At 39.9% G+C, this 23290-nt stretch carries 19 protein-coding genes and 1 pseudogene; 2 read left to right on the forward strand and 18 right to left on the reverse strand.

Going from position 1 to position 23290, the window contains the following annotated elements; all coding sequences use genetic code 11:
- Positions 1 to 182 precede the first annotated feature (182 nt).
- The 14 genes and pseudogenes from ANG_RS09245 to ANG_RS09310 all read right to left on the reverse strand — a co-directional run bounded on the left by ANG_RS09245 (position 183) and on the right by ANG_RS09310 (position 18638).
- Positions 183 to 4709 (reverse strand): annotated as a pseudogene (locus tag ANG_RS09245) (S8 family serine peptidase).
- A gap of 270 nt (positions 4710 to 4979) precedes the next feature.
- Positions 4980 to 6131: an N-acetylglucosamine-6-phosphate deacetylase gene (nagA, locus tag ANG_RS09250; RefSeq protein WP_003033819.1), complete on the reverse strand. Its 1152-nt coding sequence runs from the start codon at positions 6129 to 6131 to the stop codon at positions 4980 to 4982.
- A 210-nt stretch (positions 6132 to 6341) separates the two neighbouring features.
- Positions 6342 to 7973, reverse strand: coding sequence for a Na/Pi cotransporter family protein (locus ANG_RS09255; RefSeq protein ID WP_003033718.1), 1632 nt, complete (start codon positions 7971 to 7973; stop codon positions 6342 to 6344).
- A 158-nt stretch (positions 7974 to 8131) separates the two neighbouring features.
- Positions 8132 to 8482, reverse strand: a complete 351-nt coding sequence (gene rbfA, locus ANG_RS09260; protein ID WP_003033710.1) for a 30S ribosome-binding factor RbfA — start codon at positions 8480 to 8482, stop codon at positions 8132 to 8134.
- An 80-nt stretch (positions 8483 to 8562) separates the two neighbouring features.
- Positions 8563 to 11334 (reverse strand): translation initiation factor IF-2, encoded by a 2772-nt coding sequence (gene infB / locus ANG_RS09265; RefSeq protein ID WP_025271956.1) that lies wholly within the window; start codon positions 11332 to 11334, stop codon positions 8563 to 8565.
- A gap of 16 nt (positions 11335 to 11350) precedes the next feature.
- On the reverse strand, positions 11351 to 11650 hold the full coding sequence (locus tag ANG_RS09270; protein WP_003033813.1) for a YlxQ-related RNA-binding protein: 300 nt from the start codon (positions 11648 to 11650) through the stop codon (positions 11351 to 11353).
- Positions 11643 to 11939: an RNase P modulator RnpM gene (gene rnpM, locus ANG_RS09275; RefSeq protein WP_003033741.1), complete on the reverse strand. Its 297-nt coding sequence runs from the start codon at positions 11937 to 11939 to the stop codon at positions 11643 to 11645. Before rnpM ends, ANG_RS09270 begins: the two co-directional genes overlap by 8 nt.
- Positions 11940 to 11951: 12 nt before the next feature.
- Positions 11952 to 13145, reverse strand: coding sequence for a transcription termination factor NusA (nusA, locus tag ANG_RS09280; protein WP_020999467.1), 1194 nt, complete (start codon positions 13143 to 13145; stop codon positions 11952 to 11954).
- 47 nt (positions 13146 to 13192) lie between these two features.
- On the reverse strand, positions 13193 to 13681 hold the full coding sequence (gene rimP, locus ANG_RS09285) for a ribosome maturation factor RimP (RefSeq protein ID WP_003033786.1): 489 nt from the start codon (positions 13679 to 13681) through the stop codon (positions 13193 to 13195).
- Between the two features lie 247 nt (positions 13682 to 13928).
- A complete protein-coding gene (locus ANG_RS09290) occupies positions 13929 to 14618 on the reverse strand; it encodes a VIT1/CCC1 transporter family protein (RefSeq protein WP_020999466.1) in 690 nt (229 codons plus the stop codon).
- Positions 14619 to 15383: 765 nt separating this feature from the next.
- On the reverse strand, positions 15384 to 16019 hold the full coding sequence (gene trmB, locus ANG_RS09295; RefSeq protein ID WP_003033795.1) for a tRNA (guanosine(46)-N7)-methyltransferase TrmB: 636 nt from the start codon (positions 16017 to 16019) through the stop codon (positions 15384 to 15386).
- Positions 16016 to 16813 carry a cell cycle regulator CcrZ gene (ccrZ, locus tag ANG_RS09300; protein WP_020999465.1) on the reverse strand — a complete coding sequence of 266 codons (798 nt, stop codon included), beginning with the start codon at positions 16811 to 16813 and terminating at the stop codon, positions 16016 to 16018. The genes trmB and ccrZ overlap by 4 nt, the downstream gene beginning before the upstream one ends.
- Before the next feature lie 50 nt (positions 16814 to 16863).
- Entirely contained in the window at positions 16864 to 17910 is a 1047-nt protein-coding gene (locus tag ANG_RS09305; protein ID WP_003033732.1) for an ABC transporter permease, read from the reverse strand.
- Positions 17907 to 18638: an ABC transporter ATP-binding protein gene (locus tag ANG_RS09310; protein ID WP_003033712.1), complete on the reverse strand. Its 732-nt coding sequence runs from the start codon at positions 18636 to 18638 to the stop codon at positions 17907 to 17909. The genes ANG_RS09305 and ANG_RS09310 overlap by 4 nt, the downstream gene beginning before the upstream one ends.
- Positions 18639 to 18706: 68 nt before the next feature.
- Between ANG_RS09310 and ANG_RS09315 the strand changes: the two genes are divergently transcribed.
- Together ANG_RS09315 and ANG_RS09320 are read left to right on the forward strand one after the other, a co-directional pair.
- Positions 18707 to 19117, forward strand: coding sequence for an HIT family protein (locus ANG_RS09315; RefSeq protein WP_003025977.1), 411 nt, complete (start codon positions 18707 to 18709; stop codon positions 19115 to 19117).
- Between the two features lie 9 nt (positions 19118 to 19126).
- Complete coding sequence (locus tag ANG_RS09320) at positions 19127 to 19414, forward strand: hypothetical protein (protein ID WP_003033778.1); 288 nt, start codon at positions 19127 to 19129, stop codon at positions 19412 to 19414.
- Positions 19415 to 19460: 46 nt separating this feature from the next.
- Here the strand turns inward: ANG_RS09320 and lytR are convergent, their stop codons facing one another.
- From lytR to ANG_RS09340, 4 genes are all read right to left on the reverse strand, one after another.
- Positions 19461 to 20576 carry a glycopolymer--peptidoglycan transferase LytR gene (gene lytR / locus ANG_RS09325; protein ID WP_025271957.1) on the reverse strand — a complete coding sequence of 372 codons (1116 nt, stop codon included), beginning with the start codon at positions 20574 to 20576 and terminating at the stop codon, positions 19461 to 19463.
- Between the two features lie 6 nt (positions 20577 to 20582).
- On the reverse strand, positions 20583 to 21104 hold the full coding sequence (locus ANG_RS09330; RefSeq protein ID WP_003033811.1) for a GNAT family N-acetyltransferase: 522 nt from the start codon (positions 21102 to 21104) through the stop codon (positions 20583 to 20585).
- Positions 21097 to 21537 (reverse strand): tRNA (adenosine(37)-N6)-threonylcarbamoyltransferase complex ATPase subunit type 1 TsaE, encoded by a 441-nt coding sequence (gene tsaE / locus ANG_RS09335; protein ID WP_003033807.1) that lies wholly within the window; start codon positions 21535 to 21537, stop codon positions 21097 to 21099. Before tsaE ends, ANG_RS09330 begins: the two co-directional genes overlap by 8 nt.
- 242 nt (positions 21538 to 21779) lie before the next feature.
- On the reverse strand, positions 21780 to 23219 hold the full coding sequence (locus tag ANG_RS09340) for an NCS2 family permease (RefSeq protein ID WP_025271958.1): 1440 nt from the start codon (positions 23217 to 23219) through the stop codon (positions 21780 to 21782).
- Positions 23220 to 23290: the final 71 nt, after the last annotated feature.

Raw genomic sequence — 23290 nt, forward strand, 5'->3', positions numbered from 1 at the left:
GCAAAGTCTCAAGGCATTTGGCTTTTTAAGCTCAGAAAAATACTTTTGACGAAAACGTTGTTTTCTTTATCCACCATCTCAACAGTCTGGGAGACTGTTGGGCAACCTTGCGGGTAGGATTATGAACTACATTTTTATTTCATTTAGTTCTGTTCCACTCCCAAACTTTTCTCAATTTTTATTTAAGAGACCAACTCATTAGAAGTTGCTGGATCTGCTGTTTTTGTCAAAACACTTACTGTTTGAACCTTTTGGGGTCTTTTCCCATTTAGTTTTCGTTTTGCTTCTCTTAAATTTGCAGTAGCCGCTTTCACTTCTTCCCGACTTGCTCCTGGATTTACCAATACAGCTTGCGCTTTTTCAAAAGCTGTTAAGTAAGCTGCTTTGACATCATCAGAAGCATAAATGAAGCGATAGTTACTTGCTTGAAATTCCACTTCTCTATCCACTAGCTTTTGCAAGCTGCTAAAGTTCGTGGCTTTGCCATTCAGTCGCTGCTCTGCTGCTTTTAATTGAGCTAGAACTGTATCAATTTGTTCTTGAGTTACACGCTCTTGTGCTAACAGAAAAGCAACTGCTTGGAAAGCTTGGTCATAATTGCGACGGTATTTCTCTGTAGCGTTGGCATAACGTCCTGTTTTTGTCATAGCACCATAGGCAGCAATGGCTTGCTTCACAGAAGCAATATCAGAATCTTTACCGTCCAAATCGTTAGAAGCCGTATTTAAAGCTGCTAAAACTTTATCCACTTCAGCTTGAGTCAATTTGCCAGCCACAGCAACTTGAGCCACTGCGTAAGCCTGATTATAAGCTGTCCGTTTTTCTGCAGCTGCATTATAATACTGAGCAGATGCGACAAGACTAGCTTGTTTATTGACAGCCGCTAGTAGCTGCGTTTTGATAATAACCGCTAACTTAAGAAGATTATTTTGACTTTCAAAGACCTCAACCGTTGGATTTTCATCCCACAATTCATAACCTGCAGGAAGTTTCACAAGAACCGTATAACGACCTACTGCAACCGTTTTACCAAACGCATTTTGACCATATTTTTGCATTGGTAATACCAATAAATCTCCGTCTGCATTTTTTAAGACAACGGATGTATTTTTAGGAACTGCTTGATTGAAAGCTACACTTAGTGGAGCATAGACGATTTCTTTCGCTAAAAATTCAATCGTTTTAAAGCTGTCCTCAACTGTCAAATCAAATTCTTGCGTTTGAGGGCTGTACAGTTTTAGACCGCCTTTGTCATAAGTGAACAATTCAGCCACATAGTGTCCAAATCCTAAGAAGTTGATGTCATTTCCTTTATCAAGATTGACATAATTACCGTTTGCATCTTTGATACGATATACAAAGCTCGTATCCAAATCTTTATGACTTTCAGCATCTACCAAAGCTACACGAATCCGTCCACTATTTTCATCTCCTACTAATTTTGCCAAAGAGATAACATCTTTATTTCCAGCAAAATCTTCTACCAAATAGAAAATATTGGTCTTTTCTACACCTTTTGGCAAAGTGTAGCTGCCGTCTTGATTTGTAGCAATACAAACACGGCGTTCATAAATGCGTACATTTCCCAAAGTATCTCTGGCTTGATAGAGGACGCTGTTGTTTTTATCTGGCTGAAGGTAGAAGAGGCTTTTTCTTAGAATTCCACCATCCCCTTCATCTTTTACCTGACGAGCGACAAATGTTTCTACTCCATTTGTGTTTGTGATATAACCTGATGTGATGACTGGCTTTTGTGTATCGATTTGAAGTTGGAAAGCTACCGCTTGTTCATTTGCCCCAGGGACATCAGGCATGTAGCGGATCACATAGGTATATAGACCGTCTTTCACAGCATTTCCGCTACTATCACGACCATCCCAGACAGTATTTTCAACCACATAAGATTTCGGCCCTTTACTATCAAAGTAATTTTTACGACCATCTAAAGCTTTGCTACTCTTCCAAATTGGTGAACGATAATCTGTATCCGTACTTGCATAGACGCTGGCGGTTAGATTGGTGAAATTCCGATAAAATACAGAGCGGTACTGAATCAAGTCTTTGTTGCCGTCATTATTTGGAGAAAAGGCAAGACGAACATTTCCATTGGCATCCAACTGCAAGACATTTGTGCCTTGTTCATTTTCCACCGTGCCAAGCACAATCGGACTACGAGCTGTTGTCTGCCCAGTTGAATAAAGGGTTTCATTAGCCGTTGTTAAAATAGCACTCACATTGTCACCGGCTGAAACACTCTTATCTTTCAGAACATCGTAATAAAATCCAGACTTGCCTTCTCTGACCAAATTATAAATTGGTTTTTCAGCTGCTGGTAGATTTTGAAATTCGCCACGGAAGCCCATAAATGGCAGGCTAACTACATCTCCATCATCCGCTGGATCAACAAAACGAACAAAACCTTCTAAGAAGTAGCCATTTGGCATGAGCTTGCTCAATTCTTCTGCAAATTTAGATGTATTGACTTTGACCGTGACACATTCACTGCTGTGTGCCTTAACAGTAATCTCAGGCCAGACGGTTTCTGTTAATTTTCTAGGAGTTAGTGTAAAACGTCCATCTTTAACATTATCCGTATTCGTATTGACAATCATTTTCAGTGTCCGATCTTTATCAGAAAGATTGTGAACGGTCACATCAAATGTAAATTCATCCTTAACATTTCCAAGCGATACACTAGGATAATTATTTTCGCCCGTTACATACAAATCTGTAGATACGGCTGCTGCTGTGTCTACAATACCAGCACCTTGTTGACGGGGGGAAGTGTACGTTCCAGTTTCCTTATTGACATGCGGTTTCGCTGTAGACATAATCAAGGCTTTGACTAATTCTGAAATTTCTGCTGGAGATTTGTCTGGGTATTTCTTTAGCAAATACTGTTTGACAAGAGCAGCTACACCAGCTACGTGAGGAGCTGCCATACTGGTTCCGCTCATATTGCCATAGGTATTATCATTGAGCGATGAAAAGATAGAGCCACCAGGAGCAGTTACATCTGGTTTCAATTGACCATCTGTTGTTACACCCCAACTTGAAAAATCAGACATTTCTTTTGCTTCTGGATTGGGCTGATTAGCCATATCGCCATTAAATACTAACTTGTACTGACCAGCTTTCAGCGCTTCACCATATTCTTTGGAAATAAAGACTGCCGGATTTTTCTTGCCCTCTCCGTCTAAAGCTATTGTAACATTCGCACCTGCGACATTATTATAGACTAATATTCCAGTCGCGCCGTGTTTCAGTGCATTGTTTGCTTTTTCTGCAAATGTAATACTGCTACGTTGCACAAGAGCTAGTTTTCCTTTGACATCCACTCCGCTAAAGTCTTCTTCACGACCAAGTCCAGCGTCTACATATTCATACTCTTTTCCTTTTTCAAACTGTCCTTCTGTTTCAGCTGCTGCATAAGTGAATTTCCCATGATTTAATTCAGCATTGTTTTCCAATCCAAGGACATTAAAGACTTCTTCTGTGACTACTGTGTTATTGACGGAAGCAACAGAGATTGAGTCTTCTACCGTAGAGGGGTTTCCGACTAATCCATAATCAGGATTTTCTGCTAGTGGTTTATCATACCCATATCCAAATGTGTTGCTGTTCCCTGCAGATATGAGGACTGAAACTCCTTTTGCACGGGTACGTTTAATCGCATCCACAATGCTTGGATCAGCATTGACAGTGGAACCAGTAGAAGAACCCAGACTCATATTGATAGAATCCGCTCCAAGGGCAACCGCATCATCAATGGCTTTCGCATAAATAGCTGAACTAGTAGTTCCGCTACGATCAGAAAAGACCCGCATAAACATAACCTACGCTTCAGGTGCTACTCCGTAAACATATTCACCATTAGCACTTTTCTTATCTGGATTTCCTGTAGCAATCCCTGTTACATGCATCCCGTGCGATGACGTATCTTTTTCTTTGATATTGTCATCACCGTCCATATAATCATAAGCATAGACTACTTTGTCATTGTACCATTTCCCATAGTCAATGCCAGCTGCACGCTTAACAGCCTCCATTTCGGCTTCAGTTTTGTATTTTCCTTTTGAAGGATCTGTAATCCGCAATACTTCATGGTGAACATCCAAACCAGAGTCAATAATCGCTACAACAGTGCCCTCCCCTTTATAACCTTGATGCCAGGTTTGAGGAACTTTGATGATTTCATTACTGCTAACACTTGCAGGTTTTGCTTCATCTGACGCAGATGTCTTAGCCGGCTCAGCTTTTGTAGCAGGTGCAGCCGATGAATTCGTCACAGAAGTCGACTCTGCCTCTGTCGATGTTGCTTTCGGTTGCGAAGCTGATGTACTTTCCTTCTTTGTAGCACTTGTATCTTCTGGAGCTGGTTGCTCTTCAGCGTTGGAAGACACTTCAGACGGAGAGCTTGATGTCACTTCAGCAACTTGAGCAGTCGCTGTCTGTTGCGGTGTTTCAGCAGGGGTGGCTACTGAAGAATCTGTTTTCTCTGCCTCAGATTCTGTATTTTCAGACGCAGTTGCTGATTGAGTAGTCGCTTCTGTTGTCGTAGCAACGTTCGTCTCCTGTGCAACTACGGGCTTAGCTGCCACTTGCTCCTCAGCTTGAACTTGAGCTGCTCCAATTACTAAAAATGTACCTAAAACGACCGAAGCCAAACCAAACTTATACTTTCTCAATGAAAAACGTTGTTTTTGCATATAAATCTCCTCATTTTTATTTTTTAAAAGTTATTATATCGTAAATTTTTCTGAAGATTCACACAAAACAGCATTTATAATGGAAGCGTAATATTTCTTTATGAACATATACAAAAAGTAGAAAATATAAAGTTTTAACTATAAAGTTACTTTATTTATAGAATAATAGTTCGGAATACACACATACTGATTATAAAAAGCTGTAAAAAAGAACCTAGGGTGTTATCCTAGATTCTAAAAAAACTATATGAATACTTCAATGTTACGTCTTTACACTTCGTATCGTTTTTCACCATCAAGATAAGTTGCAACGAGTTCTAAATCCTTGTCCAAAACGATAAAGTCCGCATCGTGACCTTCTTTGATTTGACCGCAAACATCCTCAATATGAACGGATTTTGCTGGATTGAGCGTTGCCATCATAACTGCTTCATGTGGGTTGGCAATGCCCCATTTGACAACGTTCTTCAGTCCGTCTTTCAATTTCAAGATAGAGCCCGCGAGGTTGCCTGTTGATTTGAGACGAGCAGTTCCGTTGGCGACCACTACTGGAAATTCTCCCAGCATATAGTCTCCGTCTTCCAAGCCACCTGCAGTCATACAATCTGTGATAAGTGCTACATTTTCATGTCCTTTTTGCTTCATCAAAATATCACAGGCTTTTGGATCAACATGGTGACCGTCACAAATCAATTCCGCATAAGTATGAGGCAGCTCGTACATAGCTCCGACCATGCCGAGTTCTCGGTGGGTCAATCCACGCATTCCATTATAAGCATGAACCCAGACACTAGCACCCGCATCCACAGCTGCTTTTGCTTCTTCAAAAGTTGCATTTGAGTGTCCCAACGCAACCGTTACGCCCTCATCCGTAATGGTGCGGACAAAGTCTTCAACACCTTCTCGTTCTGGCGCTAGAGCGATTTTATTGAGCAAACCATTTGAAGCTTTTTGCCAAGCGAGAAATTCATCCATTCGAGGGTCTTTCATATAAGTTGGATTTTGAGCGCCCTTGTATTTTTCTGTGAAATACGGTCCTTCAAAATAAAGCCCACGAATCTTAGCACCTGTCGCTTCTTGATAATGAGCACCAATATTTTCGGTCACAGCTAGCAACAATTCAAAAGTTGAGGTCAAGGTTGTTGGCAAAAAACTGGTGACACCTGTTGACAGCAGTCCTTCACTCATGGTGTGAAGCGTCCCTTCGATATTATTGTCCATCACATCAACACCACCAAAGCCATGAATATGAGTATCTACCAAGCCTGGTGCAATAGAATAACCTGTGTGATCTATCACTTCCGCATCTGCTGGAATTTCTTTGAACCATTTTCCAAATTTGCCATTGACTAATTCCAGATAGCCACCTTGACGAATACCATGAGGATAGAAAAATTGATCTGCTTGAATGTATTTAGGCATAATAAAACCTCCTTCATTCGATGAGAGTTTATGTTAAGCTACTATTATTTTTAGCAACTGTAATTGATATTTTGAGTCACTCTCACATTTATTCATTATGTCCCTTTTATTATACCGCTTTCTTATTTTTTTGTAAATGGTATAGACCTATTTTGCGTATTTAAAATCATCAAAAAAACAAACTACCTCTCAGCAATTTGTTTCTCAATCTTAAATTTGCTCTGCTTGCACTTTTTCTGCCAAATTCATGGCATGGTCTGCGACCCTTGTATAGTGAGAGATGATATCAATGAAGTTCACCCCAGCCTGCGTAGAGCATTCACCTCTGTTCAAGCGATGAATATGTGTTTTGCGCAATCTGCGTTCCATTTTATCAATCGCTTCATGCTTAGCCACCAAACTATTGGCCAATTCAATATCATTATCTTCTACAGACTTCAATGATTCTTTTATGAAGCTGAGTGTCATATTGTAAATCAAATCCAACTCTTGCAAAGCTGCTGGAGAAAATTCTACTTTTTTACGGCGAATATAGTCTGTCAAGTTAATCAATGCCTCGCCATGGTCTCCAATTCTTTCCAAATCGCGTGAAGAGTCCAAAATATTGGTCAAGACTTCACTTTCTTTTTGACTCAGAGGCTCACTGGATAAATCGATCAGATAGCGCGTCAAATCTTCATCAATCTTATTGATAGCTTCTTCTGTTTTATGCCCTTTATCTGCTGATTTTTCAGTGTTATTTACAATATAATCATAAGCTAGCTCAAATGAACGCATCGCATAACGTCCTAAATGAAGCAATTCTTTTTTGGCATTTCCAAGCGCCAAAGACGGAGCTTGTTTGATTAAAATCGGATCTAAATAAAGCGGTTCATATTTCACAACTTCATCTTCACCTGGAATCAGTTTTGTTACCAAGGTAGCTAACAAGCCAATAAATGGAAATTGAATAATCGTATTGGTAACATTAAAAGTTCCGTGAGCAAAGGCGATGGTCATTTCTGGGCTTAAATGGAGTGCTGCTTGAAACCACTGAATTAAGCTCGTAAATGGACCTAAAACGATCAAGCATAAAACGGTACCGACCACATTGAAAGTGACATGGGCACCTGCCACACGTTTAGCAGCAATATTGGCTCCTAATGATGCAATAATCGCTGTAATCGTTGTCCCGATATTATCCCCAAAAAGGACTGGCAAAGCTCCCTTTAACTCAATCAAGCCGCTCGCATATAGATTCTGCAAAATCCCAATGGTAGCAGACGAAGCTTGAATGAGCAATGTAATCCCTGTTCCTACAAACACACCAAGGACTGGATTTCCACTTAACTTTATCATATATTCACGGAAAGCGTCTAAATCTTTCAATGGCTCCATAGCGCCACTCATCAGATTTAAAGCAAAGAAAATCCCACCGACCCCAAATAAGACACGACCAATATTATTGATAGAGCGCTTTTTGGTAAAGAAGAGACAGACTGCTCCTAAAAAGAGAATGGGTAAGGCATAATCACCTAGCTTAAAACCAATAATAAAGGAGGTCACTGTCGTTCCGATATTGGCTCCCATAACAATCCCAATCGCTTGCTTCAAAGTCAATAGTCCAGCGCTTACCAATCCAACTGTAATAACTGTCACACCTGAACTTGACTGAATCAAGGCTGTTAGACCAATTCCAACTAGAACACCAAAAAATGGATTGCTGGTATATTTGTCAATGAAATAACGAAGCCGATCACCCGCAGCCTGCTGCAAACCATCTCCCATCATCCGAATACTATATAGGAAAAGTCCTAAACCGCCTAAAAAGCTAAATATAATTTGCTGCCAATTGATGGACATCTTTTCTCCTCCGAAAAATCTGTAGCGGATTATCTCCTTTTCTATTTTAAAGGATAAGTGTAAAAGTAACAAGCCTTTTTTAGCATTTTTATCAAAAAAAGAAAGAAAAATAAAATTTCCTTTCTTTTTAAATATATTGATATAGCTAAAATCACGTCTTATTTTTGATCTAAATCACGGAGCATTTGATCAATTTTGTTCCCATATTCAATCGATTCATCCTTGATGAAAGTCAAATCAGGGATTTTGTACATCTTCAAGTTGTGACCCAATTCACGTTTGATGGTTCCCTTCGCCTTTTCTAAACCGGTCTGAGCTTTTTCTTGTTCAGAAGCAAGGTTGCTCATCAGCGTGTAGTACACTTTTGCCATTGACAAGTCGCCCAACATTTGCACATCTGTAATGGTAATTCCTTGAACACGTGGATCACGAACTTTTTTTTGCAAAATTTCATTGACTTCGCGTTTGATTTCCATGCCCACACGATCTACACGAAATTGATTTGCCATGATATCTCCTTTCACTTATTTTAGAAAAAGGTTGAGGCAGACTTTAATAAACCATAGCCTGTCTTTTTTCCATTCATCTCTTATTTTGTGATTTCTTCCATGATGTAGGCTTCAATCATGTCATCCACTTTGATGTCATTGTAATTCTCAACCATGAGACCGCCTTCTTGTCCATTGCCAACTTCTTTCACATCATCCTTATAATGTTTGAGGCTAGCAAGCGCACCATCAAAGATGACAACACCATCACGAATCACACGAACCTTAGAATCACGAGTTACTTTACCGCTAACCACCATAAAGCCACCAATAGTACCGACTTTAGAAACCTTAAAGGTTTCACGGATAACAGCTTCACCGATAATTTTTTCTTCGTATTCTGGATCCAACATCCCTTTCATGGCATCTTCTACTTCTTCAATGACTTTATAAATAATGCTGTGAAGACGAATTTCGACGTCATCCGCTTCAGCTTGTTGACGAGCTTGTGGAGTAGGACGAACATTGAAACCAATGATAAAGGCATTGGAAGCTTCCGCAAGAGTAACATCTGATTCGTTAATCGCACCAACTGCTGAGTGAACAATCGTGACTTTAACACCTTCCACTTCAATCTTTTGAAGGGAAGCTGTCAAGGCTTCGGCAGAACCTTGCACATCTGCTTTGATAATAACATTGACAGACTTGACTTCGCCTGCTTTAAGGGTATCAAAGAGATTTTCAAGACTAACACGGTGAGTTGCTTGACGTTGCTTCATGAGAGCACGTTTTGCACGTTCTTCACCAGCTGCACGCGCTGCTTTTTCATCTTCATATACTGCAAAATGATCACCAGCCATCGGTGTTTCATTTAGACCTGTGATAGATACTGGTGTAGACGGTCCAGCAACTTTCACTCGGCGTCCACGGTCATTGGTCATGGCACGTACACGTCCAAAGGTATTTCCGACAACGATTGGATCCTGCACATTCAAAGTACCTTGTTGAACGAGCAAGGTTGCAACTGCACCTTTTCCTTTATCCAAGCGCGCTTCGATTACTGTACCAATTGCGCGAACCTTTGGATCAGCTTTTAGCTCTTGAATTTCAGCTACAAGGAGAACGGTTTCGAGCAGTTCATCAATATTTTGGTTGAACTTAGCTGAGATTTCAACAAATTCAGAATCACCACCCCAAGCTGTTGACATAACGCCATATTCAGCCAATTCACCGATAACCCGCTCAGGATTAGCACCTGGCTTATCAATCTTGTTAATCGCTACAATAATTGGCACATTGGCTGCTTTTGAATGGTTAATCGCTTCAATTGTTTGAGGCATGACTCCATCATCTGCTGCTACGACAAGAATCGTAATATCTGTGACAGAAGCACCACGTGCCCGCATAGAAGTAAAAGCCGCATGCCCTGGTGTATCAAAGAAGGTAATTTTCTTACCATTTTCTTCAATCTGGTAAGCACCAATATGTTGTGTAATCCCACCTGCTTCACCTGTAGCAACACGAGAATTACGCAAGGTATCCAAAAGTGTTGTTTTCCCATGGTCAACGTGTCCCATGATGGTCACAACTGGCGGACGCTCTACCAAGGCATCTGGATCAAGATAATCATCATCCACAAAGAAACGATCAATATCTGCATTGTCCACTTCAACTTTAGCATGAGCTTCAATACCATAATCCACCATGAGGAGTTCAATGGTGTCACTATCTAACGATTGGTTTTGGGTCGCCATGACTCCCATCATAAAGAGTTTCTTGACAATTTCAGCTGGTTCGCGCTTAATCCGCTTTGCAATCTCTGCAACGGTCATGCCTTCTGTATATTCAAATTCTTTTGGCAATTCATGGAACTTGCGTTCTGTAACTGGTTTTGGAGTTGGAGTGTTATTCCGATTGTTCTTGCCTTTTTTATTTTTTTTGTTATGATTCCAATTACTATTCTTTTGATTTCTCACTTGATTTTGACTGCTTCGATTCTTTTGTTGTTTTCTTGGACCATCTTCTTCGCGATCAAAGTCATCACGTTTCTTGTCTGGTCGAGCTTGTTTTTTCCGACGAGTATCAACTGCAGGAGTTGGAACCGCCTCAGGGGCAACTTGAGACTGTGGAGCCGGCTTCGTAGCCTCCACGATAGGCGCTGCTGCTTTGAATAATTCTTCTACCGGTTCTTTCCGTTTCTTCTGCTCACGTTGAGCTGCCTTTGCGGCTTGAGCTTGCTTGAAACGCTCCTCACTTCCGCGAGCATATTCGGCATTCTGTTCTGCTTTCAGAGCCGCTGCACGCGCCTTGAAATCAATGCGTGGTCCTTGATTTGTTTGAGGGCGATTCTGATTTGCAATATTTGAACGATTTTGTTCTTGACGACGATTATCCTGATTGCGATGATCGCGATTGTCGCGTTTCTCGCTGCGATTCCCACGGTCATTTCGATTTTGGTTGTTTCGATTATTACGCGGATTGCGCTCTTCTCGATTTCGCTTTTCACCATTTTGTTGTTTTTGTGGCCGATTTTCTCGCTGTTTATTTCGTCGTTCTGCCTGCTCTTTTGCTCTTGCCTCTCGTTCAGCCTTGAAATTACGACTTTTTGGTTTTGCAGGCGCCGACTTCATTTCCACTTCCGACTTTTGCTTCGGAGCTACTGCCTTCGGCTCTGCTTTCTTCTCAGCCTCGGTCGTTTCTTTTTTAGGAGCTGCTGCTTGAGAAAAGCTAGCTGTGATACGTGTTGCTATTTCACTTTCCACGCTGCTGGCATGACTTTTTACCTCAATACCAAGCTCTTTTGCACGCGCCACAATTTCCTTGCTTTCTTTTCCCAGTTCTTTCGCGATTTCGTACAATCTTACTTTAGACAAATCTTGTCCTCCTCTTCTATTCCATAAGAGACCTCATTTTCTTTGTAAATCCAGCATCAGTGATGGCAAGCACTTTTCTTGCCTTGCCTACTGCGGTGCTTAATTCCAGTGTTGAAAACACGGTTGATACTTCTACTTTGTAATAATGACTTTTATCAGTAATTTTCTTGGTCAAATTTGGAGCAGCATCATTGGATAAAAAGACTAACTTTGCTTTCTTATCTTGTATTGCCTTAACAACCAATTCTTCACCCGATATGATGCGACCTGCTCGTTGTGCTAAGCCAAGTAAATTTGCTAGTTTTTGCTTATTCAAGACCTAACTCTCTTCTTTTGACCTTGTGATCCACGTAAGCAATCAGCTCATCGTAAAAATCGTCTTCCACTTCCATATTGAAACTGCGATTAAAGACTCGTTTTTGCTTAGCTTGAAGCGCTTCTTCATTATCAAGTTTGATATAAGCTCCACGTCCGTTCGCCTTGCCTGTTGGATCAATGAAAATTTGACCTTCTTTGTTTTTGACAATGCGCAATAAATCACGCTTGTCAATGACTTCATTTGAAACTACTGATTTTCGTAAAGGGATTTTTCTTGTTTTTGCCATTCTTTCCCTCCTTTAGTCTGCTGCTTCAACTTCACTTTCTACAAATTCTGTTTCTACAGGACTTTCAACTGCTGCAAATTCTTCTGCTTCTTCAGCAAATCCGCCAAGCTCACCAGCTTCTTCCATAGCTTCAAATTCACTTGCAGATTTGATATCAATTCGGTAACCTGTCAAATGAGCTGCCAAGCGTACGTTTTGTCCGCGACGACCGATTGCAAGAGACAATTTGTTATCTGGTACAACAACAAGAGCATGCTTGCTATCTTGACTGTCAAAGATGACTTGATCCACTTCTGCCGGAGCAATCGCATTGTAAATAAATTCTGCAGGATCTGCCACCCACTCAATCACATCGATGTTTTCTTCAATAGGAATCATACGGTCTGATTTTGCATCATACTTAGCTGGATGAAACTTGCTGGTGATTTTCTTGATGTTTGCGCCACCACGTCCAACGATTGTACCAATTGCATCTACATTTGGGTTGTGACTGCGTACCGCAACCTTGGTTCGATCACCCGCTTCACGAGAAACGCTCATGATTTCAACCGTTCCGTCATAAACTTCAGGAATCTCTTGCTCCATTAAGCGTTTGATCATTTCTGGATGACTGCGGCTAACAAAGACATTTACACCGCGAGGATTGTCTTCTACTTTATAAACAAAAACTTCAATGCGGTCGTGCGAAGCAAAGACTTCTCCAGGAATTTGATCTTGTTTAGACAACTGCGCTTCAATGCTGCCAAGATTGACATAGATGAAACGATTATCAAAGCGTTCGACTGTTCCTGACATGATTTCATTCTCATGTTCTTTGTACTTATTGTAAGTAATTGCCCGCGTTTGTTTGCGCATTTTTTCCATAATTGTTTGCTTAGCAGATTGAGCTGCTACCCGGCCAAATTCAGTTGGTGCTTCTTCAAATTTGATTTTATCACCAAGTTCATAAGCCGAACTAATGGCAAGAGCATCTTTTAAGCTGATTTCCAAACGGCTATCAAAAACTTCGTCCACCACTTCACGAACTGTATAGACACGAAAATCTCCTGTTTTTTCGTTAAATTCAATGGCTGCGCTATCTGCTTGACCATAACGGCGACGATAAGCGGAGCGCAAGGATTCTGTCACTGCTTCGATAATGTCTTCTTTTTTAATCCCTTTATCTTCTTCCAAAATGCGGAAGGCCTCTAGCATTTCTTTACTCATGTCTTTTTCGCTTTTGTAAAAACAAAAGCAATCCTTTCTTTTTCTTACTAAAATTTTACTGCTAATCTTGCTTTGGATACTAGCTTGTAAGGAATTTGAACAACTTTCTTACGCGTCTTATCCATATATTCCATTGTTAAACTATCTTCCTCAAAAGAAAGCAATGTTCCTTCAAAGGTTTTACTTTTATCAACTGCTTGATACAGACTAACATGGATATATTGCCCAACTGCATCTGCTAATTGTTCTTTCGTTTTCAGCGGACGTTCCAACCCTGGGCTCGTCACCTCAAGGAAATACTGCTCAGGAAAAGGATCCGGCTTAATCGTGTCCAAAAGCGGACTGATGATGTCCGTCAAATCTGCCGTATCATTTACGGTAATCCCTCCCGGCTTATCTACAAAAATACTGAGAACATGGTCGCTCCCCATCTTACCATACTCAATATTCACTAATTCATACGGTTCTTGGATGACTGGCTCGACAACCTCTTTTACCAATTCTACAATCGTTGCGATAAGACTACACCTCCTCACAGATAAGAGGCGAAGATACTTCCTCGCCTCTCTTTCATATTCGTTACTTGTATTATAGCATAAGAAAAAATAAAATGCAAGAAAATATATTCCTGTATTTTATTTGATGCTATACTTATCAATCGTAAGAAAATTGATTGATTTCAGCATTGTGGTTGACAGATAATTCTAAAAAGAATTGACTATAAAGTCAAATAGAATAACCTACAATCAAAATCACTCCTCATAAAGGGTTTTTATTTCGAAATTAAATAGCAAATAATTGACCTACAAGATAAGTTACTGTCATAGTCAAAAGTCCAATGACTAAGTTTCGAATCATGGCATTTTTTATCGGTGCTTTTCCTAACTTGGCACTGGTGTATCCCGTTCCCAATAGCGATAAAGCAACGATGACTACTGTCGCCGGAATTCTATAACTAGCAGAAAAGAAGACAATGCTCAGCATGGGAAAGATAGCTCCTGCTACAAAAGCGATAAAGCTGGAAATTGCTGCATGCCAAGGATTAGTAAATTCTTCCACTTCAATACCATACTTTTCCGCTACCAAAGCTTTGAGAGGATCCTTTAAAAAAGCTCGATTGGTTAAAAGCTGGGCAGAAGTCTCACACTCGCCATTCTGGATATAAGCTGCATAGAGCGACTGCCTAGCAATATCTGGATTTTTCATTAAAAGATCTCGCTCTCTGACAACTGCGGCCTCCTCCGTATCCTTTTGAGTGGAGACAGATACATATTCACCACCTGCCATGGAAAAAGCTCCCGCAAAGACTGCTACTAACCCAGAAAGAAAGATAATCCAAATACTTTCTGTTGCACTTGCTACCCCTATTACCACACCCGCGATAGAAATAATACCATCATTGGCCCCCAATACTCCAGCTCGCAAAATATTAAGCCGACCGCTAAAATTCTTATCAATCTCTTGTTCTCTCATCATCGTCAACCTTCTCTTTTCTCTTTATTTAGAATTATTATAAATAAAAACTTAATCAAGCACAAGAGAAAAGAACAAAATGAGAAAAGTTCTACTATTTAATAAAATTTCTTGAACATCTACTTGGACAGCAACGTTTTACTTTTTAGCAAACTCAAAACAAGAGCATTCTACCAAATCACACACTTATACATACATATGTATGTATAATAAAAGATCATCCAATTGATATCAAAATCTTCTACAATGTCCTGAATCGTAAATTTTGTTAATAGCTTTTATAACAAAATGTTTAAATGAAGCTTTTAAAGTTCATTTTGTCGCTTGAGACATTCTTTTGCTCCTCTTGTTTTTTAGCAATCTTTTCTCCTGAAAATCAGAAAAGGGAGTGGGACAGGAGGCTGGGACAAAAGTCCGACCTCAAATATAAAAAGCGAACAAAACTAGTTTTCTGGTAATCAGAATTCTGCTTTGTTCGCTTGTCGCATTTAATTATAGATTTAAGGGGCTTAATAATTAAGATTTTTAAAAATTGAAATCTTTTTGTTCCAAACTCTCGTAGTCCCACTCCCGCAAGGGTGCTTAAACAGTTATCAAGCTGTTTAAGGTTGCAGATGAAGAAAACGAAGTTTTCGCCAAAAGCGCTCTTCTGAGCTTGAAAAGCGAATGAAGAGTCCAATCACCTACTGCGTTATTCGTTTATTACTAAATCTGATAGAAGCTGGGACACTTTTTGCCCAGCCTCTTTCAATTATCTATTTCACCTTAAAACTCCGCCTCGACCCGATAGATGACTTGACCTTTGTTGACAAATTTTTTCTCGTACTCTGTCAGCACATTATCTTCAAAGTCGCTCGCGTGTAAATCTAACCAAACACCATTTAGTTTCATCCCGTATTGAGAAAAGCTCACTAAGCTATATTCAAAAAGACCACGATTATCTGTTTTGAAATGAATCTCACCATGTTCTGGTAAAATTTGCTTAAAGGTATCGAGAAAAGATTTGTAGGTCAAGCGCCGTTTTTCATGGCGTTTCTTGGGCCAAGGATCAGAAAAATTCAGATACAAACGATCAATCTCTCCATTTTCAAAGTAGTTGGTCAAATCAGAACCATCTACCCAAAGGAGCTTGATATTGGGAACATCAGTTGCTAAAACCTTATCCAAAGCGTAACTCAAAACGGATTTTTGAATATCAATTCCGATATAGTTAATTTCTGGATGAGCTTTTGCCATTTCTGAAACAAACGCACCCTTTCCACTTCCCACTTCAATATGAATGGGGTGCTTATTCCCAAAAATCTCATGCCACTTGCCCTTTGCTTCAGCAGGATTTAAAATTACATATTGTGGGTTTGCTTCTAGTAATTCCGTCGCCCCTTTACGATTTCTAACTCTCATGACACCTTTTTCCCGTATTTTGAACGGAAGTTACGTAGTGCATAAATCTCCCGATTCACATTTTCCAAGTCTGCATTTTCATAATACTTAGCAATCTGACATAGGTAAGCATACTGACCATACCAGTACAATTTTTTCAATACCGTTTCATTATACCGATAGCCATAGTAGGTCAACCATTCTTTCCAACGCACCTCTGGAATATAATGGCTTAATATATGAGCCACATCAAACATACGATCTGTCAATCGAACAGAATCCCAATCTACTAAATACACCAATCCACTATCTGTCTCAATCCAGTTACTATGACGCACATCGCCATGCACAATTGTTGCATGATCCTCGCGAAATTGTGGTAAATGACTACGCATATCATTTAAAACCGACCGCAAGTAATGATTATTTCCAATTGCCAATGGTGCATGTTCTAACCAAGATTCCAATAAATCTGCTGGCGTCTCCAAAGCATAACCCAACCGACGCAACTGTGTCATCAAAGGACGTGAACGATGCAGCCGTGTCAAAATATTTACAATTTGTTTTTTGTCCATTTCAGTCGGCGTCAAAATTTTTCCTGATAGCCATTCCTGTGCACTCATGACATTGCCGTCTGCCATGCGACGACTCCACAATAATTGCGGTGCGATTTGTTCTCTAGCTAAACCTACTAAGATTGGGGTTGTATTCATCTTGACGAAAACGCGCGCCCCATCTGGATAGGTGCCCATGTAGGCTTTCCCACTTTTACCTGCAATTGGTGTCAGAGTTAGCTCATTATCAACCAAGTCCATTGTTCCCCTCCGTAAAAAGTTTCCTATCTATTTTACTAATTTTACTTCCTTTAGTCAACCAAACTTCTTAATTTGAATGGTAAATAAATGACATAGAGTAGCAATGTGATTCCTATCATAAAAAGCAAAGCTACTCTATCTTGGAAAAACAGCAAAGCCATCATTGTTTCCACAAAAAGCACGCTGTAGCCAATAAGAATAATCACTTGTTTCACTCCTTTTAATTTCAATCCAGTTTCCAAAGGAAATAAGAACGTCAAATATTGATAATCAAAAGCATTGTACAAGGCTGTCAACTGAAATAGCAAGAGATAATTCAACAAAGCCACGAAAATAGCCGCAATCCATGATTGACTGATAAAACCAATTCCCAAAAGAGACAGAAACAGCAACCGTATAGTCAAGGCCAGAAAATCACCATTGCGTAAATAAGAACGCAAATATATATTTTGCCAAGTAGTTGACTGTCTTTTTGGTAGAATATTTGTCAAACCATCAAGATACGCACGGCGTTTCACACTATTAGAAATTCCTTTGACATTGGTAAAGAGAGCAAAGAAACGTAGGATTGTCTGCTTACGTCTTTCTTCATAAGCAATGAGATAGCTCCAATTCACCCCTGCACCCTGGTAAAATTTTTGACTTTTCTGCAAAAATACGAACCATTTTGCTATCAACATAAGAAAAACAAGAATAAACCAGCCCCAAAGCGGCATGCCTAAGGCAAGAAAAAGCGGTACTAATAGTAACAACACAACGGTTTGAAGCAAGGCCCATAATCGATAAGATAAACGCGTTTGTTCTTGTAGGTAGCTTTTTAATTCCTCCTCTTTGACTAACAAAAATAAACTATCTGGTTTTTCCATATAAGTCGCAATTCGTCCCAAAGGCAATAATAAGAACAAAAGAACCACTAAAGCAAGAATGATTGGCAGGCGATTTTTAGGAAAATTTCGTAACAGTTGACTGTATTGAACAGCTAAAAAGCCAATAAAGACCAATAAAAAGAGGACAAAATGGTCATTAAAAACATAGCGTGAATACTTCAAACATTGATTGCGAAATACTTGCCTGCGCTTTTGAAACAGATTTCTCATAGGCTCGCCTCTTCTGTCAAAACTAGATAAATGTCATTGAGACTAGCTTCTGGCATGGCAAATTCTGCTCGTAATTCTGCTAAATTGCCTTTAGCTCGGATTTCTCCCTTATGCAATATCACGAATGAATCACACATCTTTTCTGCCGAATCCAGCACATGCGTACTCATAAGAATTGACTTGCCTTTTGCCTTTTCATCCTCCAAAAGCTCTATCAAGTCAGCAATGGCAACTGGATCAAGTCCTAAAAATGGTTCATCAACGATAAAAAGGCTGGGGTCAACCACAAATGCACAGATAATCATGACTTTTTGCTTCATTCCTTTAGAAAAATGCACCGGAAACCAATCTAATTTTTCTTTCAAGCGAAACATCGTCAATAATTTCTCCACGCGCGCAAAAGCCACCTTTTGCTCCACATCATAAGCCATAGCAACCGTTTCAATATGCTCGCGCAGCGTTAATTCCTCATACAAACTAGGTGTTTCCGGAATAAAACCAATTTTCTTACGATAAGCCGTAGGACTGTCTTGCAGTTTGGCACCGTCAATTAAAATTTCACCTTTATAAGGAGTTAAAAGTCCGATAATTTCATTGATTGTAGTGGATTTACCCGCACCATTCAAACCAATCAACCCCACCAGTTCCCCATTTCCTACTGTGAAACTGATGTCTTTTAAAACAGGGATATTCACATAGCCCCCTGTAAGCCCTTTTATTTCTAACATATTTTCTCCAAATTCTGGTATAATGTTCTTATATTATAACAAAATCTAGCAAAGTAGAGGTAAATTTGATGGCAGATTGCATTTTTTGTAAGATTATTGCAGGAGAAATTCCAGCTTCTAAAGTATATGAAGACGATGAAATTCTAGCATTTTTAGACATCTCACAAGTAACGCCCGGACATACCTTGGTTGTCCCTAAAAAACATTTCCGCAACATGCTTGAAATGGACGGTGAAGCTGCCAGTCAACTCTTCGCACGCATTCCAGATATTGCTCGTAAAGTGATGAAGGCGACTGGTGCAAAGGGGATGAATATCATCAATAACAACGAAGAAATTGCCGGTCAATCTGTTTTCCATACACATGTCCATTTAGCACCACGCTATACAGAAAATGATGATTTAAAACTGACTTTTGTGGCGCACGAACCGAACTTCCCTGCTCTTGCAGAATTAGCCGAAAAAATTTCAAAAGCATAAGGAGAAACCATGAAACTTAGCAATTTATTATTATTCACCGGTGCAGCTGTAGCCAGCTTTTCCCTTGTTAAAAATAGAGAAAAACTCATGAACGAGGCTGTTGAAAGTTATGAGCTAATGGACAGGATTCAAGACAATCTACAAAATATTCAACGAAATCTCCAAGTCGTTCAAGAGCAAAAAGACAATCTACAAACAATTTCACAGGATTTGACTTACCAATTCAAACTTTTTGAGCAAGACGCTACTGCTCGACTTCAGCAAATTCAAGATATCTGGAAGGCTCACATCAACTAAGAAATAAAAAAGAATTTAGACACACGCTAAATTCTTTTTTATTATATCATTGTCCGTATTGACCGTAATACTGTCCATTTTGATCTGTTCCATAAGGATTGCTTGAATACGCAGAAGAATCAGCAGCACCAGTTGTTGCGCCATTTCCTGACTGACTGGAACTAGGAGCGGCACTGCCATACAATTCTTCATATAAAACCGCATTGGTTTCCAATTCAGTCACTTCGTCCAAGCCAAGCGATTTTCTCAGAACATTTTGCATTTCCAACATATGCTCCGAAGTTACGATTTGGTAAGATCCACCGTCTGGTAAAGTGGCACCCTCACCTTTCAATTGCTTACTTTCAATATTTTTAAAAGCATCTTGGTAACCTAATAATTGCGGAATACTGCCAGAAGACAACTCAACATTCGTCTGCATATTGTTGCTAACAGCCTTTAAAATAGCTTGATAGTGACTAACACTATTTAAACTCAATACTTTTTGGACTACTTTTTGAATCACTTCACGTTGGCGCTTTTGACGTCCATAATCCCCTTCCGGATCTTGATAACGCATCCGCGAATAGACCAGTGCTTGATCACCATTGATATGTTGTTTCCCTGGTTCAACAACTGCTTTGTATTCTGGCTCGTTTTCTTCAATCGAAATAGGGAAACCAAGTGTGTTATTGACCGTAATGCCTCCAACAGCATCAACTAATTGCACCAGACCTTTCATATTGATCAGAACATAACGATCGATGTGAATATTCATCATTTTTTGCACTGTGGAAATAGCTAGCTCAGCTCCACCATTTGCATAAGCCGCATTAAGCTTTGCTTGCATGGTTTCATCGCCATTTTTTATATTGGTGAGAATATCCCGCTCCAAACTCATCATCGTAGTCTTTTTTGTTTTAGGATTGACCGTCATGAGAATCATGGAGTCACTATTTCCAGCCCACCGATCTGAACGAGAGCCGCTACCGGTATCCACTCCCATTAAAAGTAAGGTAAGCGGTTTGGTAGCTGCGATGACATCTGTATCTTTCCCAAAACTCTTGTAAGTCTTAGACAATACATCCGTTGATTGGTTATAAATCGTAAATCCATAAACGCCTAGTCCTGCAACCGTTACAAGACACAAGCTTAAAAACATTAAGATAATTTTTTTTAACATATTATTCTAATCTATCAGTTTTCCCATTAGGTAAACATCAAGAAATTTCCCTTCTGAAAGATAGGCTCCTCTTTTTTGAATGCCCTCAATCTCAAACCCAAACGTCTGATACAAATGAACAGCACGTTCATTTCTTGCTTGTACAGTCAATTCTAATCGTCGAATCACTCCAGAATTCTCTGCCCAGTCAATTGCCTCTTCCAAAAGAAGTTTTCCTAAACCTTGATTCCAAAATGCTCTTTTAACCACGATAAAGACCTGTCCAATATGTCGAATCCGCTCATGAAAATCAGCCGTAATACTTACAAGACCAGCAATCGCATCATCTAATAGTGCAATTAGATAAATCTGATTATCTGACGCGGCCTGATGTTCAATGAAAGAGCTCATCTGCTCCTCTGTCATCAAAATCCCTGCGTCATCTAATGTCATGTAATCTGACTCTTGCCCAACCTGATTAAGAAAATCAACCAAATGTTTGGCATCCTGAGGTTCTGCTTCTCTTATAACTAGCTCTAACTCAGCCATTGACAAATTCCTCAAGCAGTTTCTCAGCTCGATGTCCTTTTGCGTCAAAGACCAATTCTCGACCATCACTTTTTCTTAAAATTGTCAATTTGAGATAGTCACTTGGCAAACTATCTCCCAACAATTCGCCCCATTCAATAACCGTCACTCCATCTCCAAAGAGAAAATCGTCTAAATCAATAGAATCTGGATCTTCCCCAATGCGATAAACGTCCAAATGATAAAGCGGCAGGCGTCCGTCATATTCTCGTACAATAGTGTAGGTCGGACTTTTAATCATTTGTTTGATACCCAGTCCACGCGCTAAACCTTTGGTGAAGGTTGTTTTCCCAGCACCCAAGTCACCCGTTAAAATCAAAACATCTTGTTTTCGGAGTAAAGCGCCTAATTTCTCGCCCCACGCCATCAACTCATCTTCATTATGGCTAAACATTCTTTTATTATACCAGAAGTTTTCATTTTCTGCTGAAATTTAACAAAAGAAAAGAGGCTGGGGCAAAAGTCCTTAACCTCGTCAGATTTTTATGAGTTTCTTGCAAGTCGCAGTGGTTGAGTGGGTTCTATTCGGTTGATAAATAAACCTTTACATCCCTACTCAACTGTGCGGGGGTGGGACGACAAAATCAAATTTCTTCGAAATTACCGATTTTTGTCCCACTCCCGATTTTTCAATCATTAAGCCAAAGCTAGACTGATAAAATTTAGGATAAACAAAGCATCCAACACCCAGATAATTGGATGAACTTCCTTAGCTTCACCCTTGATGATTTTCACAAAAGCATACATGATGAATCCTGCGGCAATACCATGAGTAATACTATAAGTAAAGCCCATGAAAACGGATGTAAAGAATGCTGGTACTGCTTCTGACAAATCATCCCATTCGATATCTTTCATGCTGGAAAGCATCATCATTCCCACAATGATAAGAATAGGTGCTACCGCTACTGTTGGTACAATAGCAAGAAGTGGACTAAAGAAACTTGAAATAGCAAACAAAGCCGCAACGACAAGTGCTGTCAATCCAGTACGACCTCCTGCTTCAATTCCAGCCGCACTTTCTACATAAGTCGTGACATTTGAAGTCCCTGCAATCGCACCAATCGTTGTCCCAACCATGTCTGAAAACAGCGCCTTGTCCATTTTAGTTTGAAGGCCAGACGAATCTTTAGCAGCTTCTTCATCTGCAATGTTAAAGATGCCCGCTTTGCGCCCTGTACTGATCAACGTTCCGATGTTATCAAAAATATCTGTTAATGAAAAGGCCAAAATAGCAAGAAGCACTTCTGGAATGCGAGAAGGTTTTGCAAATAAAGCTAACAAACCGTTTTTGCCTAAAGCTGCACCAAAAATCTTTCCTAAATCCTGAACAGCAGCACCGATATTATTGGAAGCAAAATTGATTTTTGAAAGATCTACAACTCCCACCAAAATGGCTACGATCGTGGTTGCTGCAATGGAGAGAACAATCCCTCCGCGAATGCGTTTGAGAACAAAGAAAATGGTGATGAAAATTCCAAACAAAGCTACAAGAACAGCTGGATTGTTAAAATCTACCAAGCCCGGCGTTGCCATTCCATTAGCTGTAATAGCTGCTTGTGCTTTATCAGCGCCTTTTCCCGCAACAGTATATGTTCCCGGATCGATTGAAAATTTCAAAAGTCCTGCTTTTTTCACTCCGATATAAGCTAGGAAAATCCCAATCCCACCAGAAATAGCGTATTTCAAACTCTCTGGAATTGCATGAATAATGATTGTGCGAACCTTGGTCAACGTGACAATAATACTGATAATCCCACAAAGGAAAACCATGGCAAGTGCTTCTTGCCAAGTATACCCCAGTGCAAACACAACGGTATAAGTAAAGAAAGCATTCAGTCCCATACCAGGTGCCTGAGCGTAAGGAATGTTGGCATATAAAGCCATCATTAGCGTCCCTGCAACAGTCCCAATGATGGTCGCCAAGAAAACACCTTGTGCTGGCATGCCTGTTTGACTGAGCATTTCAGGGTTGACAAAGAGAATATAACTCATTGCAAAGAAAGTGGTTAAACCAGCAAGAACTTCTGTACGAGCAGTCGTACCGTTCTCTTTTAGTTTAAAAAACTTATTCATTTTTAAAATCTCCTTAAAATTTACGAACGATAATAGATATAATATCACAAAACATTCATGATTTCAACAGA

It is taken from the genome of Streptococcus anginosus subsp. whileyi MAS624, from assembly GCF_000478925.1.
In the GTDB taxonomy this organism is placed as follows: Bacteria; Bacillota; Bacilli; order Lactobacillales; family Streptococcaceae; genus Streptococcus; species Streptococcus whileyi.

What these genes read in the sequence shown, in the direction of transcription:
- nagA (WP_003033819.1), bottom strand. Translation starts at nt 6,131, where the DNA reads ATGCCTAAATACATTCAAGCAGATCAATTTTTCTATCCTCATGGTATT.
- ANG_RS09255 (WP_003033718.1), bottom strand. Translation starts at nt 7,973, where the DNA reads ATGTCCATCAATTGGCAGCAAATTATATTTAGCTTTTTAGGCGGTTTA.
- rbfA (WP_003033710.1), bottom strand. Translation starts at nt 8,482, where the DNA reads ATGGCAAATCAATTTCGTGTAGATCGTGTGGGCATGGAAATCAAACGC.
- rnpM (WP_003033741.1), bottom strand. Translation starts at nt 11,939, where the DNA reads ATGGCAAAAACAAGAAAAATCCCTTTACGAAAATCAGTAGTTTCAAAT.
- nusA (WP_020999467.1), bottom strand. Translation starts at nt 13,145, where the DNA reads ATGAGTAAAGAAATGCTAGAGGCCTTCCGCATTTTGGAAGAAGATAAA.
- ANG_RS09290 (WP_020999466.1), bottom strand. Translation starts at nt 14,618, where the DNA reads ATGAGAGAACAAGAGATTGATAAGAATTTTAGCGGTCGGCTTAATATT.
- trmB (WP_003033795.1), bottom strand. Translation starts at nt 16,019, where the DNA reads ATGAGAGTTAGAAATCGTAAAGGGGCGACGGAATTACTAGAAGCAAAC.
- ccrZ (WP_020999465.1), bottom strand. Translation starts at nt 16,813, where the DNA reads ATGGACTTGGTTGATAATGAGCTAACTCTGACACCAATTGCAGGTAAA.
- ANG_RS09305 (WP_003033732.1), bottom strand. Translation starts at nt 17,910, where the DNA reads ATGAGAAATCTGTTTCAAAAGCGCAGGCAAGTATTTCGCAATCAATGT.
- ANG_RS09310 (WP_003033712.1), bottom strand. Translation starts at nt 18,638, where the DNA reads ATGTTAGAAATAAAAGGGCTTACAGGGGGCTATGTGAATATCCCTGTT.
- ANG_RS09315 (WP_003025977.1), top strand. Translation starts at nt 18,707, where the DNA reads ATGGCAGATTGCATTTTTTGTAAGATTATTGCAGGAGAAATTCCAGCT.
- ANG_RS09320 (WP_003033778.1), top strand. Translation starts at nt 19,127, where the DNA reads ATGAAACTTAGCAATTTATTATTATTCACCGGTGCAGCTGTAGCCAGC.
- lytR (WP_025271957.1), bottom strand. Translation starts at nt 20,576, where the DNA reads ATGTTAAAAAAAATTATCTTAATGTTTTTAAGCTTGTGTCTTGTAACG.
- ANG_RS09330 (WP_003033811.1), bottom strand. Translation starts at nt 21,104, where the DNA reads ATGGCTGAGTTAGAGCTAGTTATAAGAGAAGCAGAACCTCAGGATGCC.
- tsaE (WP_003033807.1), bottom strand. Translation starts at nt 21,537, where the DNA reads ATGTTTAGCCATAATGAAGATGAGTTGATGGCGTGGGGCGAGAAATTA.
- ANG_RS09340 (WP_025271958.1), bottom strand. Translation starts at nt 23,219, where the DNA reads ATGAATAAGTTTTTTAAACTAAAAGAGAACGGTACGACTGCTCGTACA.